Source organism: Methyloceanibacter sp., from assembly GCF_058506495.1.
Window position 1 is genome coordinate 1 of sequence record NZ_JBZMXT010000054.1, and the last position, 14847, is coordinate 14847.

Genomic DNA, 14847 nt, shown 5'->3' on the forward strand with positions numbered 1-14847 from the left:
TTTTCCCATAGCGCCTTGTTCGGATTCATGAGCCATCCCTCCCTAGATTGGGCCCGGATCATGCGCCTGGCCCGCAACGCGTGCAAGACATCGCCCCCCAGAGTCCCTGCGAGAGGCGGCGTTGTGGTCGCGGGTTTGGGGTGGCTTCCTGCCGAGAATAAGGGGAATCAGCCTTGATTTTAGAGTGCCACCCGACCATTCTCCGCGGCAATCGATAGATGCGGAAGGAGCCATATGGCGAAGGAAGAGATGCTCGAATTTCCGGGAGTGGTGACCGAACTCCTCCCGAATGCCACTTTCAGGGTGAAACTCGAGAACGAACACGAGATTATTGCCCACACGGCGGGACGTATGCGCAAGAACCGGATCAGGGTGCTTGCTGGTGACAAAGTTTTGGTCGAGATGACCCCCTATGATCTCACTAAAGGTCGGATCACTTACCGATTTAAGTAGCAAGCTCGGGCTCAAGCGCAGCACGCCTGCGCAAACCGAGTCTGCGCCCGCGGCCGTGTCCGGCAAGACGAAGGCGCCGAAGCGCCCGTCGCGCCGGCGTGCGCAAAAGCCAGGCTCCAGCTTCAGGCCCAAGCTTGTGCTCGCCTCGGCGTCTCCGCGCCGGCTGCAGCTGCTCGAGCAAGCAGGGCTCGCGCCAGACGCGTTGCGGCCGTCCTCGGTCGATGAAAGCGTTTCGAAAGGCGAGGTGCCCCGACAAATTGTTCGGCGGCTCGCAAAAGCAAAAGCGGAAGCTGCGCTGAATCTCGTCAAAAACGAGCCCGAGCTCGCCAAGAGCTTCCTCATTGCTGCCGACACGGTCGTCGCCGTTGGGCGTCGCGTTCTCGGCAAGGCTGAGCTAGAGAACGAGGCCGCCGATATGTTGCGGCTGCTGCGCGGCCGCGCGCATCGCGTCTATACGGCGGTCACAATGGTGACGCCCGAGGGCCGCTGGCGCGAGCGGGTCGTCGAGACGCGTGTCCGCTTCCGCAACATTACGGACCAAGAAATTGGCGCATATCTCGCCAGTGGCGAATGGCGGGGCAAGGCCGGCGGCTATGCCATTCAGGGCATCGCGGGCGCTTTCGTGGTGAAGTTGGTTGGGTCCTACACGAATGTGGTCGGCCTGCCGCTCACCGAAACGGTCAGTTTATTGGCGGGCGAGGGGTACCCGGTCGCGCTGACCTGGCTCGCCAAAGTCGAGGTCGATGCCGAGTGAGCACGGCTGGCAAGACGCCAAAGGCTGTTTCGCGCTGCCCCATCTGTCGCAAGCCGACCGTCAAAGCGCATCGTCCCTTCTGTTCGCAACGCTGCGCAGATCTGGACCTCGGCCGTTGGCTTAAGGGTGGCTATGTTGTTCCTGGTGACCCGGCCGAGGAGGATTTTCCCGAGAACCCGGCGGACTGGGAAAAGAGCTAGAACCAGCGGGCCGTCGGAGAAGAGACAGCAGAAGTCCGGTCTCGACAGAGCCCGGCCGATTGCCTATAAGCCAGAGCCTTTCGAAATTGGCTGTATTGGAGGCGTTTCGCGCCATTCCTCGCGCCAGGCGGACAGCTAACTTAAGGCATGCCCAGGTAGCTCAGTTGGTAGAGCAGCGGACTGAAAATCCGCGTGTCGGTGGTTCGATCCCGCCCCTGGGCACCATTGTCTTCTATCACTACTTCAATGACCGGTTGGCAGGCTGACCCCAAACAACGCAGCAGGCGTTACCAGGACGTACTGAGTATCGCGGCTTTGGCCTCGATCTTGTCAGCGAGCCTCTTCGAATCCGCACTGTCCCAATTCGGTGGCGCAGTGACCTCCGACCAAGCCTCGATATAGTCCTCAACGGCGTAGTTGTGACCATGCCCGGGCGGAACAGCCGCCGCGAACATCATGTCGACGCCTACTTGCAGCGCGGTGATGATGGGGAACCAGCGAAGTAGCGGCGAGACATCGCCACCTCTGGGATCGCTCATCCACTGCGGTGCGCGGAGGAACATGCCTTCCTCGAAGAAGACGATCGCGTCGCTGGGATACGCGATATAGACGATCCGCACGCGCCCCCAATCCGCACTGCCTTCGTTGGCACTGTCCTGGTGGCCGATCACCCGAAAATTTGCGCCGTCCTCGAAAGTCGGGCGCCAAGCGGGAGACCCTTCGTCTCGATCACGCTGCACGGTTCGCCAAAGCTGGTTTCGAAACGGCGGCCCGGCCCAGACAGCACCGTCGAAGGAGTCGCCGAGCCAAGCGTGAACCGGCGGCGAGGCCTCCGATCCCAGTGACCCGAGGCTGAGCCCGAACAGATAGAGTTTGGGGCGCTCATCCTCAGGGAGGCCGTTCCAGTAATTGTAGATGGTCCTGAACACGGCTGCGGCAGATGCTTGAGAACGTCCTGGTTCCAGGATCAGCGAGAGCGGGCTTTGTAGATAGGAGTATTGGACCCCAACGGTCGCGACGTCGCCGTCATGCATGTATTCAAGCGGCGCGATACTGTTGTTGTCGACCCACCCCGTGCCTGTCGGTGTTGCAATGACCAAAATGGAACGGGAAAAGGCCCCCATCTCGATGAGGTCGGCAAGTGCTTTCTGAGCCTGCTCCTCCGGCGAATCTGCAGAGCGAAGGCCTGCATAAACGCGGATCGGTTCAAGAGCTTCTCGACCGTTGAAAGCCTCGATATCCGTCTTTCTCGGACCCTCGGTAACGAACCGCTTTCCCGCTCGGCCGAGACCCTGCCATTCAATGACAGAACCCGGACCTCCCGATCTCGTAGCCTCGATGGGGACAGAAGCGCCAGGCGGGTCGGCAATGTCCACCAAGGCTTGGGCGCGGTCGATCGCCCCAATGACAGCGCTGACCAGCGTGCCGTTGACAAGCGTGATCAGAAGCACCGCGAAAACCAAAGCGCCGAGCAGTGCCGCGACCCTTCGCGGAACCCAGCCATACACAAGGGCCGAGGCGGCCCGGGTCCCCCCGATTATCAAGCGTAAGAGAAGCATCAGCACAGCGGCAACTGCGACAGCGATTACCACCACCTGAAGAAGATTTGTGGCGTCGGTCGGCGGCATGTTTAGGCGAGAACGGACCTCGTCTTGCCACGCAGCGGCTTGCGGGACATAGACGAAGGCAGCGATCGCACAGAACACAGCCAAGCTGATGTTGACGACCCGATACCAAGCCCGCGGAATTTCAGGGAGCTCAAGGTAGCGCCACAAGGTTAGGCCGCCATACCCGATGGCATACCCGATAAAGAACGCCAAGCCGCCGAGCACGCCCTGAAACGGAGGCGGGCGTGGCACGAGCGAAGGAGTGAACGTCAGTATGAAGAACAACAGGCCGAGAAAAACCCCAGTCAGTGACGGTAGCCACCAAGGGGTCGCGTCAGAGTTTTCTGTTGGTTCATTGCTTTCTGTCATGCGTGAGAATTTTCCCAACCTCAGTTCTCATGGCAAGAGCCAGCAAATTTTGAGCCACGCCGGGGGCACACCGAGTTAACTTCTGACTCGTCGACGCCCGAAAGGCGAAGCGCGGGCATGGCTCCAAAGCCTTCTGGGTATGCCGTTGATCGCTATTAGCCGCCGAACACGACTGCACGGATCGGCAGCATGAGGGCCTGAACGCGAATTACGATCGCATTCGCGATGCCCATACCGTCGACAATCCGCATCGCAAGTGCACGAATACCTGTGGCCTTACCCGCCTCAATTTCGGCGGCGTGGCTGGAATAGGCGACACCAACACAGATACTTCCGCGCGGAATTGCGCTGGCCTGACTACCTTCGAATACGGGCTCAAGAAATGTCAGGATTGTGCCAGGTTGCGCTCTCTCGTCTACATCAAGCAGCTGATCGGTTGGACGCACTTGGCCACTAGCAATCACGTTCTGGACATCGGTGATGACCATTGGAATGACCGTCAATGGTTTAGAGGAGCAGGTAATCTCCGTGATCATGCCAACGTGCAAGACCTGTGCAGAAATCTGCCCAAAGGTTGCCAGAACGACCGGTGTGTCAGACGAAGCCGGCACGAGAATGCCCGCAGGCCGTAGAATCGGATTGACGATGTCGCCCGGTCGCAGGACGAATTGCTTCACCGTGCCGTCGATCCCGGCGAACACAGTCGCCTTCTGAATTTCTGTCTCCGCCTCGGCGAGAGCAGCTTCGGCACTCGCGCGCTGCGCGGGCAGGCTGGCCGAGATCTGCGCTTCGACCACCTGGCGCTTTGCAAGGGCTGCGTCCAGCGCACCCTGTCGGCTGTCGGCTGTTGCGCTGAGACTCACGAGCTCCTGCGCCGAGACGACCTGCGGGTTGCGCTCGTAGAGCTCTTCGCGGCGCTTCAGTTCGTCCTGCGCCTCGCGCAAGGCGCCTTCCGCCACGATAATATTTCCCTTAGCGACGCTTAGCTCAGACTGTGCTTGTTTCATTGCCGCGTCGACCTCGGCAATGCGCCGGCGTGCTGTTTCAGCTGCGGCGCGCTGTCGGCTCGTATCGAGCCGAAAGATCCGGTCGCCGGCCCTTACGTCTTGATTGTTGGTGACGTAGACCTCTTCGACTCGGCCTGGGCGGTCAGAAATGATCGAGACCGTGCGGAAACCGACAAGAACGTTCGATGCGATGGGGTGGAAGTAAAAGATCACGGTGATGAGCGTGATTGTCATCACTGCGCAAGCGGTTATGCCCCAGCGCAGCTCATACCAGAAGTTATAAAGTGTGATCTCTTCGCCAAGCCGCTTTCCCTGACCATAACGTCGGTAGAGATAGTCAGGCAGGATCGTGACGAGGAAGCTGAAAATAAGCTCGATCATGCGTCAGGTCTTTGTCTCTGCGCTCTTCGTTAACGCCTTCGCGATTTGCTTCAGCGGAGTGATGAAGTCTGGGAACCGGATGGAAGCCAGAATCAGGCCAGCGACCCAGTAGAGATTGTTGAACGTGAATAACGAGATGAGACCGAGGATGCCGACGATCTGTAGCTGAACCTTGGTGGCACCCTTGGCCAGGCGGTCCGGCCAAGCTTGGATCTTAAAGTATAAGAGGCCTAGGCCCAGCAGGACTAAAACCAAAGACAGTGCGACAGCAACGAGTAGTCCGTCCGTTTGTCCTGGGGGAGTGATAAAGAATGGCAGTGTGTCGAGCGCTGCGTCCGGATTTCCGGCTTTCATCTTTGTTGATCCAAGGTCATTCCCGCCACCAAGAGGAAGCAGAATGAGATTCAGCAGGGCCCAAGCTATCAGTCCCCAACGCAGTTCGTACCAAAAGTTAGAAAGTGTGATCTCTTTGCCGAGATGCTTTCCCTGGCCGTAGCGCCTGTAGAGGTAGTCGGGCAGGATCGTGATGAGCGCGGTGATAAAGAACTGAAACATCCGTCAATCCCCCGTCGAATGGGCTGGAGCCATCTCGGAATAGGACCTGCCATTGCCTCTATTACCACTGGCAACGTGTAGTGCCACCAGCCTGGCGATGATTACGGCTATGTACAGCGTTCCCACGGCCCCCTCCAACGCGACGACTGGGCGCACAAGGCTTGAGACTGGAATGATATCGCCGAAGCCAACAGTCGTCAGAGTTACCAAACTAAAGTAGAGAAATGCATCGCCCAATTGGTCCAAGGCAGAATGGCTAGGAATGCCCGAAAACGATCCTGGTCTGCTGAGCTCTATGAGTTCGTATAAGTTCCCAAATACCACGGCAATCAGGAGATACACCAAGACAGATTTGGTAATCGCACCTCTTGTTGCACCACGTGCGCCAAAAAGTTCGCCCAATACAATCAGCACGACCAACGCGGTCCAGATCACCGTGAAAGCAACCGCGATGGTCTCCAGCTCGAGCCCACCCCACAGCAGAGCGCACCATCGCGCTATGAACGTCAAAACGGTCAGCGCCAGAAATGGCCATCGCGGGGCGCCGCTACGAGTGACCGAGTAAGCTCCCACGATAATGACAGCGTCGAACAGCATCTCAACCAGCACCGCTGATCCTGTGGCCGTCGCGGTGGGCGTAAAAGCAATCAAGAGACACAGCACCAGCAGCAAAACCGCGTACTTGGGAACTCTATTCCTGGGCACTGAAAGTTGAGATTGAGCTGTCATTGCGTGCTCCCTTGGCGTATTTCGGCCAGGGCGACCGTTACGCTCTGGCTCACTGATTTTTTCCACAATGCGACGGTTGGCAGGATGATACGAGAGAGACGAAACTGCGACGACCGTATAGTTTCGCGCCTCTGCATAGAACTTTGAGAGCAAGTCGGAACCGGAAGAGCGGGAGACGATCTGGTGACGGAATCAGAACAGGTTGCGGGCCGTTCGGCCATTGGCGAAGATCAGGCGCCGGAGATCCAAGAGCGGCCGCTCACCAAAGCATTCTTGGTTTCGGGCCTAATACTCTTCTCCGTCGTGCTGGTTGCCTATGGCTCGAATGTGCTTATCCCGCTGGCGGTAGCGCTTCTCGTCTGGTTCTTCATCAACGCCCTGGCAAAAGCCTACCGACAGCTCTGGTCGAAATGGTTCGGCCCCATGACGGGCCTCTCGATTGTCTTGGCGCTTCTGACAATGGTTGCCGCCAGTCTTTTTGCGCTCGATGTTGTGATCAGCAATGTCAGTACAATGAGAGCGAGCTCAGCAGACTTCGAGCGGAGCCTGACCATCCTGCTCGACAAGCTTGCCGCCTTCACAGGAGTCGATCAGGAACAGATAATGGATGAGGTTTTCGGGCAGTTCGGTTTGGGACAACTGCTCAGCTCTATCGTTTCTGCGACAACTAGTTTCGCTAACAGCTTCGCCGTCGTCTTCATCTACGTTGTCTTTTTGCTCATCGAACAAAAGTTCTTTGATCTGAAGCTCAACGCCATCGTGCGGGACGAGAAGCGCCGCGAGCAGATACGCGGGATATTGGAGCGCATTGGTCACGACGTTCAGAGCTATCTTTGGATCATGGCATTCGTCAGCATGCTCACAGCCGGTCTGTCGTACCTCGTCATGGTGCTCGTCGGTGTCAACCACGCGGCCTTCTGGGCGTTCCTTATTCTCATCCTGAACTTCATTCCGACGATTGGTTCCATCATCGGAACGGCTCTGCCTTCGTTGTACGGCTTGCTTCAATTCGGAGAGTTTGGTCCGTTCTTGGTCTTGTTGGCTGCAATTGGCACGATTCAGTTTTTTGTCGGTAACGTGCTTCAACCGCGGCTATCAGCAAAGACACTCAACCTCAGCCAGTTTGTCGTGATCTTGTCTTTGTTCGTGTGGGGCGCGATGTGGGGCATCGCCGGCATGTTCCTTGCCGTACCGATTACGGTGATTCTCATGATCATTCTGTCTAACTTTCCGTCCACAAAGCCCGTAGCGGCTCTCCTGTCGGAAACCGGTGAAGTGGACACCGACTCAGATTCATGAATGGGTTGCGAGCGCAATCACGACTTGGCTGATCGCCAAGCGTCTTCTCTGTAGGGAATTGGCGGACGAGCACGAGACTTGTTTTGGAGGTCACGTGGCGAACGCGACGAGTTTCATCATATGGCCATGTTTGCTGCAGCCGGTCACTCATCCAAAAAAGGCAATAGACAAAAGAAGAGGTCCGGCCCGCGTTTTGCGGCGAGCCGGACCCAAGGCAGGTGCCTAATGGTTTAGGCAGACGAACCTACATCCGTCCTCTATTGCAGCGGCGCGCAACCCTCTTGGCCTGCGCCTTGTTGGTATAGAGGCCCATCATGCTGAACCGCTGCGTCGGGGTGGAAGGGAGCTTTGTCATAAGCATGCATTTGCCGGTCGTATTGTCCTTCACGACGTACATGGCAGAGGCCGGGACCGTGACCGCTACGGTCAAACCCGCGGCAAGGAGACAGGCGGAGAGAATGTGCTTCATCTGGAATCCTCCATCTTTCTAGAGCACAGAACGCACTTCAGACAGAGTACGTTTGTGCACATCTTTTTTAGCACTACATTATGGCCGACGCATAAACCTTGTCCAATGGTAGATCGGCCGCGACCGGGAGTATGGTCGATAAGAATCATTACCGAGTGGAGTAGTTCGACACTTGTTCTGCCCCAAAGCAGGCGTCCCCAAATCGCGGTTCGGTGTTGGCCAATGGCCCTCAGCGGATTGGGAATACTCCAAGGCTTTTGCGCTTGCGGTTTAGTCGGACTCACGACAGTCGAACAGGCCTTACCTCGCGTCAAATTGATCGATGATCAGGTGGGCATCGCGCGAACAGGTAGGCTACGATCTCAACAACGCTAGAGACGTGTGGGGAAACACAAAAAATCCAGGGAGAAACAATGGCTCGCTTCGCAGCGATCGCACTTTGCTTCCTAGTAACGGCCGCGGCGGCAGAAGACCGCGGCGTTTTTCTCGTCGACAATGCGGGAACGGAAGTTCGCGTAGCCACGATTATGTTCAAGGATGACAGCTATGAGCTGACCTGGGACGAAAGCCGTTTTGGAGACTACTTCTTGTCGATGAGACCCTTTAAGTGCCTCGCGGGCCCCGACAAGCTCTGGTGTCGTGTTCCGTACCCTTATGAAATTCACCGAAGCCTTCAGGATGGAGACCTGACCGACGTCGAATATGACCTGATGTTCGTTTGGAAAAAAGCTGGCGAATACGGGATCAACATGTGGAACGGCGTCTATTACCAATTGAGCGAGAAGGGAGAGCAGTTTGAGGGCAAGCTAAACGAGATCGATATGAACGTTTTGGCCGCACCTCCTGAGGACGGTAATCTTCGTCCGATCGGCCCTCAAGACATCACCGAAGCCGACCCTGAAAGCCATTGGCTGCCACGGTTGGTTATCAAGTGACAGTACTGGAAGTTGCCGGGTACTAGTCGATCGCCGCATGGCTAAGGCGCACACTGTCGTTTTTTGTTCGTTGCGGCCGTGCAGTCGCTGAGCGGCGCCTCATTAGTCCAGGTCAATTGGGACCGGCCGCGCCTCCTGCAGCGGCAAGTCTGCCTCCAACCAGCCATCCGTACCTTCGGCGAACCAAAGCACATTCTTATAGCCCCACTCTCCAGCGCGCTTGGCGGCATTCCAGGAGGGCCAGCAATCGGCGAGACAGTAGAAGACAATTGGATAGCTCTTGTCGCCTCCCGTGATCTTCTCAAGGTTATCTTCAAAATATCGCCGCAGATACGGGCCGAGACGGCCTTTGCCGACCTCGGGGAGCCAAACACTCCCAGGAATATTCTTCCGCACTTCGCTCAACCGCCATTGCCCCGTCGAAGGGTCGGGTCCCGCACCTGTGTGGGCCATGACGTCGATCAGCGCCACATTGGGCTCTTCAAGCAGCGCTCTGAGTTCAGCGAGCGTAATTCGCGTCGCGTTCGGGACGCTTTCGGGCGTGGGCGCGCGGTAGTGGCCCAAGCGGAACCCCGTTTTCGGATCCATATATTTGAGTTTGGGTTCTGCTTGCGCTGATGTCGACAGAGGCGTCGATCCAACTAGAAGCAAGATTGCCAAGCTCGCGAGCAGGTGTGTGGTCCAGACCCATCGGTAATGCCAGGTTTGCGCCCAGCATTCGGGCGGCGCAGTCAGGCCAGGTGAGGACTTCTCAGAGACCTTAGGGACAGTTGACATCAGGCTCTTCAAGGGCTTCTACAAAGGGCAAGACTAACCACGTCCGCGTGCTGCACAAATTGCGCCCCAACGTGGGTGCTCGCGGACCATTTGGCGCATGCCCCGCGGAAGCGTATAATCCGGTGGCGCAACACACTAGGAGAGATTCCCCGATGAAGCCTGTGATCGCGATTCTCGTGGCTGCCGCGGTCTTGCTGCCCGGTGTGGTGCGAGCCGAAAGCCAGGAAGATCCGCTAAAATCGGTCATGTGGTCGTCGATGGCGGGTATTTTGGAACGCGTCAGTGATGGAGAAATCGTCTTCGACGATGCCGTCTCCGTTGTCGCGCCATCCGTCGCCGAAAATCAGATGGAAATACCCGTAACGGTCGACGCAACCAAGCTGGGTTCTGTCGAGAAGATCGTCGTTGTCACGGACTTTAACCCCATCCCACACGTGCTCACCTATGAGCCCGTTGAGGCGGCGGCCTACATTTCGTTCCGGGTGAAGGTCGAGCAGGCAACGCCGATCCGGGCCGCTGTCCTCACTGAAGACGGCACATGGCATGTCGGTGGGGTCCTCGTGGACGCTGCGGGCGGTGGATGTACGGCGCCTGCCTTGTCGCACGGACAAGACGACTGGATCAGCCACCTCGTAGAGGTAAGGGCCAAGATCTGGCGGTACGCGAACGACACGGATGCTCGGCTCCGAGTGAAAATCCGTCACCCAATGGATACGGGCCTTGCTGACGGTATTCCCGCGTTCTTTATGAACAGGCTCGAAATCAAGGCGCCCGACCAAAGGGTTCTCGGGCGGCTCGACATTCGTCAGCCTGTTTCGGAGCACCCCACGTTCACGTTGAAGCCCAATCTGGCCATGACGACGGACTACTTGCAGCTTCAAGGACGTGACACGGACGGAAATTTGGTGAACGTCAAAGTGCCTGCTCCTCACGCTACGTCTAGTCAGGCGCTGTTCCATTAATTGAGACAAAGTCGCTGAATAATGCTCACAAGGCGAGATACGCTGGTTGGAGGCCTTTGCGCGCTTGCATTTCCGCGCATCGAGGCGGCGCTTGCGGCGCAGCTTAGCTATGCGTTGAGCGCACGTGAAGTTGCCCCTGGCACCTACGTATTGATTGGCAAGCGCGAATACTTCACGATGGCAAATGGCGGTGACATCGTGAATGTCGCCTTCATTGATACGCAAGACGGCGCGGTCGTCATCGATACCGGTTCGTCAAAGCGATACGGCCTGGCCTTGCGGCAGCTCGTTGAGCGGACCACGGGCAAGGACATTGTCCGCGTCTACAACACGCATCATCATCCCGATCATTTCCTCGGAAACCAAGCCTTCGATCCCGGCGTCATTGCATCGACCGAGCAGGTCACCAAGAACATCGACGCCGAGGGAGAGATGCTCGCCGAGAATCTCTACCGGTTGCTGGGGGACTGGATGCGGGGCACCCATGCGGTTACCCCGGGTGTCGTGGTCGCAGATGGTGAAGAGAAAATCGGCGATCACCGCTTTGAGCTTATCGGGCTGAAAGGTCATACGAGCTCGGACCTTGTCATCCTCGACAAGAGCACGGGTATCTTGTTCGCAGGCGATTTGGCCTTCTTGGACCGCGCCGCTACGACACCACACGCGAGCCTTTTGGATTGGCAAGAATCCCTGGATGCACTCTCCAAGGTTCCGCACAAAGTGCTGATTCCCGGGCACGGGGAGCCCGATGGAGAGGGACGTGCCATAGATCAAACGCGAGACTATCTCGCATGGTTGTCCAGAACGCTGGAACAAGCCGTCAAGAACGGCTTGGATATGACCGAGGTGATGAGCATCCAAATCCCAGAGCGGTTTCAGTCTGTCGCTCTCGCCAGGGAAGAACTAGAGCGATCTGTCGCCCATCTCTATCCGGGGCTGGAGGACAGGCTACTCCCCTATATCGGTCAGGGTGAGAGCCAAGCGCTCTAAGACGCATCGTTCTTTAAGCAACAAAAAAGAAGCGCCAGCAGGGCCGACGCTTCTTATTAGTCTTCGCTAGGGTAAAGTCTTTAGTTTGCGGAAGCGAGTTCCTTCGGGACCCGGAACGTCCAGAGGGTGCCGCCTTGGTTGAGGTATTCAACCTTCTTGGCAACCTCACCGCCCCAGAGCGGAACCGCGCCACCCCAACCCGAGATCACAGTGACGTACTGCTCACCGTCCTGCTCCCAGGTGATGGGCTGACCGACGATGCCGGAGCCTGTCTGGAACGACCACAGCTTCTCGCCTGTCTCGTCGTCAAAGGCGATGAACTCGCCCTCGGGAGTGCCGGTGAAAACAAGCCCGCCGGCCGTCGACATAACGCCGGCCCAGAGCGGAGCCCCGTTCTTGTACTCCCATTTGATGTCGCCCGTATCCGGGTCGATGGCTTTTAGAGAACCGATGTAGTCCTCGAAGATCGGCTTAATGGTGAAGCCCGATCCGAGATAAGCGGCGCCCTTTTTGTAGGTCACGGGCTCGTTCCAGATATCCATGCCCCACTCGTTTGAAGGAACATAGAAGTTTCCGGTCTTCTTGGAGAACGACATCGGCTGCCAGTTCTTGCCGCCGAGGAACGAAGGCACTGCGAAGATCACCTCGCCCTTCTTGCCATCAGCAGCCTTGCTGGGGTCGCCGGGACGGTTGTCTTCGATGAACTTGGGCCGACCATTCTCATCGATCCCGCTTGCCCAGGAGATGTTCTTCACAAATGGGGTTGCGGAAACGAACTTACCGTCTTCTCTATTCAGCACGTAGAAGAAGCCGTTGCGGTCAGCCGTGGCCCAACGCTTGTTGCCGTCACGATCGGTGTAGGCAACCACTTCGTTCACACCATCGAAGTCCCAGCCTTCGCGGGGCGTGGTCTGGAAGTGCCACTTGATTTCGCCGGTCTTCGGATCCATCGCTACGCGGCTCGCCGCATAGAGATTGTCACCCTCGGTGCCTTTCGGATTGCCTGCACCGCGCAGCCAGCTGTTCCAAGGAGCCGGGTTTCCGGCGCCGAACACGATCGTGTCCGTTTCCTTGTCGTAGGAGCCACCCAACCACGGGGCCCCGCCGCCGGTCTTCCACAAGTCACCGGGCCAAGTTGCATTGACTTTACCGGTCATGGAGGACTCTTTGCCTTTGTAAGTCCCCATGTGGCCCTCGATCATCGGCCGGGTCCAAACCAGTTCGCCGGTCTCAGCGTCGCGCGCCTGGACTTCGCCCAAGATGCCGAACTCGCCGCCCGAATTACCGGTGATGACAAGCCCGTCAACGATCAACGGCGCTGCCGTGTAGGAATACCCATCCTTAAAGTTGGCAATCTTCTTGCTCCAAACGACGTCGCCGGTCTTCTTGTCGAGAGCCACGATCTTTGCGTCCAAGGTGCCGAAGTAGATCTTGTCGCCAAAGATGGCGGCACCACGGTTTACGACGTCACAGCAAGGTAGGATGCCTTCAGGCAAACGAGCATCGTACTGCCAAATTTCCTTGCCTGTTTTGGCGTCGACAGCATAAAGCCGCGAATAAGAACCGGTGATGTACATCACGCCGTCGTCAACGATCGGCTGTGTTTCCTGGCCCTTCTGCTTCTCACCACCCAGCGAGAAAGCCCAAGCCGGAACGAGATTTTTGACGTTGTTCTTGTTGATCTTGTCGAGCGGAGAGTAGCGTTGAAGGTGACGCCCCATTCCGTTGGTCAAGACACTTTCGGTATTCTCTGCGTCGTTGGCCAAGTCGGCCTCAGTGACGTCCGCATGTGCGGTGCCACCAGCAAACACGGTGAGCAGCGCCGCTGCAACAACTCTTCGCATTAGTTCCTCCCATATGTGCCCCGTGCCGACATTGACACAGGGAATTTTGAGCTTGCGATTATCTCGGTGTCGCGCCTGCGGCATATTGTACTAAGGTGCAACCACGGCACGCTTCCGGTGCCAGTGATCGCAAATCTCGAAGATCAGCCTGCAATTTTGATAGGCAGACGGCGGCTGTGCGCGACGCGCGGGATCATGGCGAAAACGCCTGCTTACGGACGAGGTCGATAGGCTGCGCCCCAGGGAAACCGGCCGACTTTGATCGTCTTTACCGGTTGTAATTTTGCGACATCGATCACTGTGACGTCGCCGGACACGCCATTCGTCGTGAAGAGCAAACTTTCATCTCCATTGAATGTGACGTGCCAGACGCGTCGGCCTACAAGAATATAATCCAGCACCTCATACGTTTTCTGGTCCACCACGGCGACGTGGTTCGCGGGGCCCAGCGCAACAAACGCGTATTTCCCATCCGACGTCAGTTCGAAGCCAACAGGTTGAACGCGGTCGGGGCGTACACCCTTGATCTCAAACGCAATTTTGGCTTTCTCGTCCTTCGATTCCACATCGAAGACAGTGACCGTGCCGCCAATTTCGGAACTCACCCAGAGTTCCGAGCCGTCGGCGGTAAAGCTCGCGTGGCGTGGTCTCTGGTCAACGAGCGTATTGGCGATGATTTCATAGGTCTCGGTGTCGATCCAATGCGCCATGTTCGAAGACTCGGATGTCGTGATGACGATCTTGCCGTCAGGGGACACGGCCATACCCTCTGGCTCAACGCCCACATCGATCTGTGCAATGACCTTGCGGCTCTCAACATCGACAACCGTTGTAATCGCATCATCCTCATTCGCGATGTAGAGGTGGCGGTTGTCAGGATGCAGAATGAATTGCTCGGGATCTTCGCCCGAGGGGAGCTCATTCAATACCTCGCCAGATTCTGGATCGATCACTTGAACCGCGTCGCTGTCCGAGGCGCATAGGAACAAGACGGAATAATCGTTCGAGAAGGTAATACCGCGCGGCCTCTCACCGACCTCGATTGTGCGAACAACATCGAGAGACTGTTCGTCGATTACGCTGATCGTGTTGTCCTTTTCGTTGGATACCCAAATCTCGCCAGCGGCCAGTGCTGCAGATGAAGCCAGGCTCAGGGCCAGCGCAGCGGCGACAGGGGGGCAATATCGCAATAGGTGCACGTTGTTCTCCTCAGAAGCTGGCGCAAAGCGACTCCGCGCGGTCGATACCCAGCGTGTCCATTTCATTGGATTGATGCAGAAAACCTTCAAGGGGCGCCTGAGAAACCACCGCCCTCGGGTGTGAGAGTGGAATTGGTTGGCGCAATTGCCCGTTCCACGGCCGGAAACTGAGCTTACGGCCTTTGTAACCGGCGAGCTCGAAGTCTTCGGATAAAATATAGGCACGCAGTACGGCCGGGTCATTCGACTTTGTTTGAGTTACCGCCTCGCCAATTGCTCGTACGGCGATCCACGCCGCATAGTCAATCGGGCGCATC

Annotated in this window: 15 protein-coding genes, 1 tRNA gene and 1 pseudogene; 8 read left to right on the forward strand and 9 right to left on the reverse strand. The window is 57.3% G+C overall.

Going from position 1 to position 14847, the window contains the following annotated elements; translation table 11 throughout:
- Positions 1-234 precede the first annotated feature (234 nt).
- The 4 genes from infA to AC33YF_RS09825 all read left to right on the forward strand — a co-directional run bounded on the left by infA (position 235) and on the right by AC33YF_RS09825 (position 1632).
- On the forward strand, positions 235-453 hold the full coding sequence (infA, locus tag AC33YF_RS09810; protein WP_045365920.1) for a translation initiation factor IF-1: 219 nt from the start codon (positions 235-237) through the stop codon (positions 451-453).
- A complete protein-coding gene (locus AC33YF_RS09815) occupies positions 413-1207 on the forward strand; it encodes a Maf-like protein (protein WP_491777026.1) in 795 nt (264 codons plus the stop codon). The genes infA and AC33YF_RS09815 overlap by 41 nt, the downstream gene beginning before the upstream one ends.
- Positions 1204-1407, forward strand: coding sequence for a DNA gyrase inhibitor YacG (locus AC33YF_RS09820; RefSeq protein ID WP_491777027.1), 204 nt, complete (start codon positions 1204-1206; stop codon positions 1405-1407). The genes AC33YF_RS09815 and AC33YF_RS09820 overlap by 4 nt, the downstream gene beginning before the upstream one ends.
- Positions 1408-1556: 149 nt before the next feature.
- Positions 1557-1632 (forward strand) — tRNA-Phe (locus AC33YF_RS09825).
- 62 nt (positions 1633-1694) lie between these two features.
- On the opposite strand, the gene AC33YF_RS09830 is transcribed toward AC33YF_RS09825, so the two are convergent.
- The 4 genes from AC33YF_RS09830 to AC33YF_RS09845 all read right to left on the reverse strand — a co-directional run bounded on the left by AC33YF_RS09830 (position 1695) and on the right by AC33YF_RS09845 (position 6055).
- Positions 1695-3383 (reverse strand): alpha/beta hydrolase, encoded by a 1689-nt coding sequence (locus AC33YF_RS09830; protein ID WP_491777028.1) that lies wholly within the window; start codon positions 3381-3383, stop codon positions 1695-1697.
- Positions 3384-3538: 155 nt separating this feature from the next.
- Positions 3539-4771 (reverse strand): HlyD family secretion protein, encoded by a 1233-nt coding sequence (locus tag AC33YF_RS09835; RefSeq protein WP_491777029.1) that lies wholly within the window; start codon positions 4769-4771, stop codon positions 3539-3541.
- A gap of 3 nt (positions 4772-4774) precedes the next feature.
- Positions 4775-5326 (reverse strand): hypothetical protein, encoded by a 552-nt coding sequence (locus AC33YF_RS09840; RefSeq protein ID WP_491777030.1) that lies wholly within the window; start codon positions 5324-5326, stop codon positions 4775-4777.
- Between the two features lie 3 nt (positions 5327-5329).
- A complete protein-coding gene (locus AC33YF_RS09845; RefSeq protein ID WP_491777031.1) occupies positions 5330-6055 on the reverse strand; it encodes a potassium channel family protein in 726 nt (241 codons plus the stop codon).
- A 183-nt stretch (positions 6056-6238) separates the two neighbouring features.
- Between AC33YF_RS09845 and AC33YF_RS09850 the strand changes: the two genes are divergently transcribed.
- Positions 6239-7354 carry an AI-2E family transporter gene (locus tag AC33YF_RS09850; protein WP_491777032.1) on the forward strand — a complete coding sequence of 372 codons (1116 nt, stop codon included), beginning with the start codon at positions 6239-6241 and terminating at the stop codon, positions 7352-7354.
- Between the two features lie 244 nt (positions 7355-7598).
- On the opposite strand, the gene AC33YF_RS09855 is transcribed toward AC33YF_RS09850, so the two are convergent.
- Positions 7599-7823: a hypothetical protein gene (locus tag AC33YF_RS09855; RefSeq protein ID WP_491777033.1), complete on the reverse strand. Its 225-nt coding sequence runs from the start codon at positions 7821-7823 to the stop codon at positions 7599-7601.
- 413 nt (positions 7824-8236) lie between these two features.
- Between AC33YF_RS09855 and AC33YF_RS09860 the strand changes: the two genes are divergently transcribed.
- Entirely contained in the window at positions 8237-8758 is a 522-nt protein-coding gene (locus AC33YF_RS09860) for a hypothetical protein (protein ID WP_491777034.1), read from the forward strand.
- 102 nt (positions 8759-8860) lie between these two features.
- Here AC33YF_RS09860 and AC33YF_RS09865 read toward each other — a convergent pair whose 3' ends face one another.
- The gene (locus AC33YF_RS09865; protein ID WP_491777035.1) at positions 8861-9535 is read right to left on the reverse strand and encodes a rhodanese-like domain-containing protein; all 675 of its coding nucleotides are present in this window, start codon (positions 9533-9535) and stop codon (positions 8861-8863) included.
- Positions 9536-9687: 152 nt separating this feature from the next.
- On the opposite strand from AC33YF_RS09865, the gene AC33YF_RS09870 reads away from it, so the two are divergent.
- Both AC33YF_RS09870 and AC33YF_RS09875 read left to right on the forward strand, forming a co-directional pair.
- Positions 9688-10497: a quinoprotein dehydrogenase-associated SoxYZ-like carrier gene (locus AC33YF_RS09870; protein WP_491777036.1), complete on the forward strand. Its 810-nt coding sequence runs from the start codon at positions 9688-9690 to the stop codon at positions 10495-10497.
- Positions 10498-10518: 21 nt separating this feature from the next.
- The gene (locus AC33YF_RS09875) at positions 10519-11487 is read left to right on the forward strand and encodes a quinoprotein relay system zinc metallohydrolase 1 (protein ID WP_491777037.1); all 969 of its coding nucleotides are present in this window, start codon (positions 10519-10521) and stop codon (positions 11485-11487) included.
- A gap of 80 nt (positions 11488-11567) precedes the next feature.
- Here the strand turns inward: AC33YF_RS09875 and AC33YF_RS09880 are convergent, their stop codons facing one another.
- From AC33YF_RS09880 to AC33YF_RS09890, 3 genes and pseudogenes are all read right to left on the reverse strand, one after another.
- Positions 11568-13331, reverse strand: coding sequence for a PQQ-dependent methanol/ethanol family dehydrogenase (locus AC33YF_RS09880; RefSeq protein ID WP_491777038.1), 1764 nt, complete (start codon positions 13329-13331; stop codon positions 11568-11570).
- A gap of 212 nt (positions 13332-13543) precedes the next feature.
- Positions 13544-14530, reverse strand: coding sequence for a YVTN family beta-propeller repeat protein (locus AC33YF_RS09885; protein ID WP_491777039.1), 987 nt, complete (start codon positions 14528-14530; stop codon positions 13544-13546).
- Between the two features lie 10 nt (positions 14531-14540).
- Positions 14541-14847, reverse strand: a pseudogene (locus tag AC33YF_RS09890) (branched-chain amino acid ABC transporter substrate-binding protein); the annotation flags it as partial.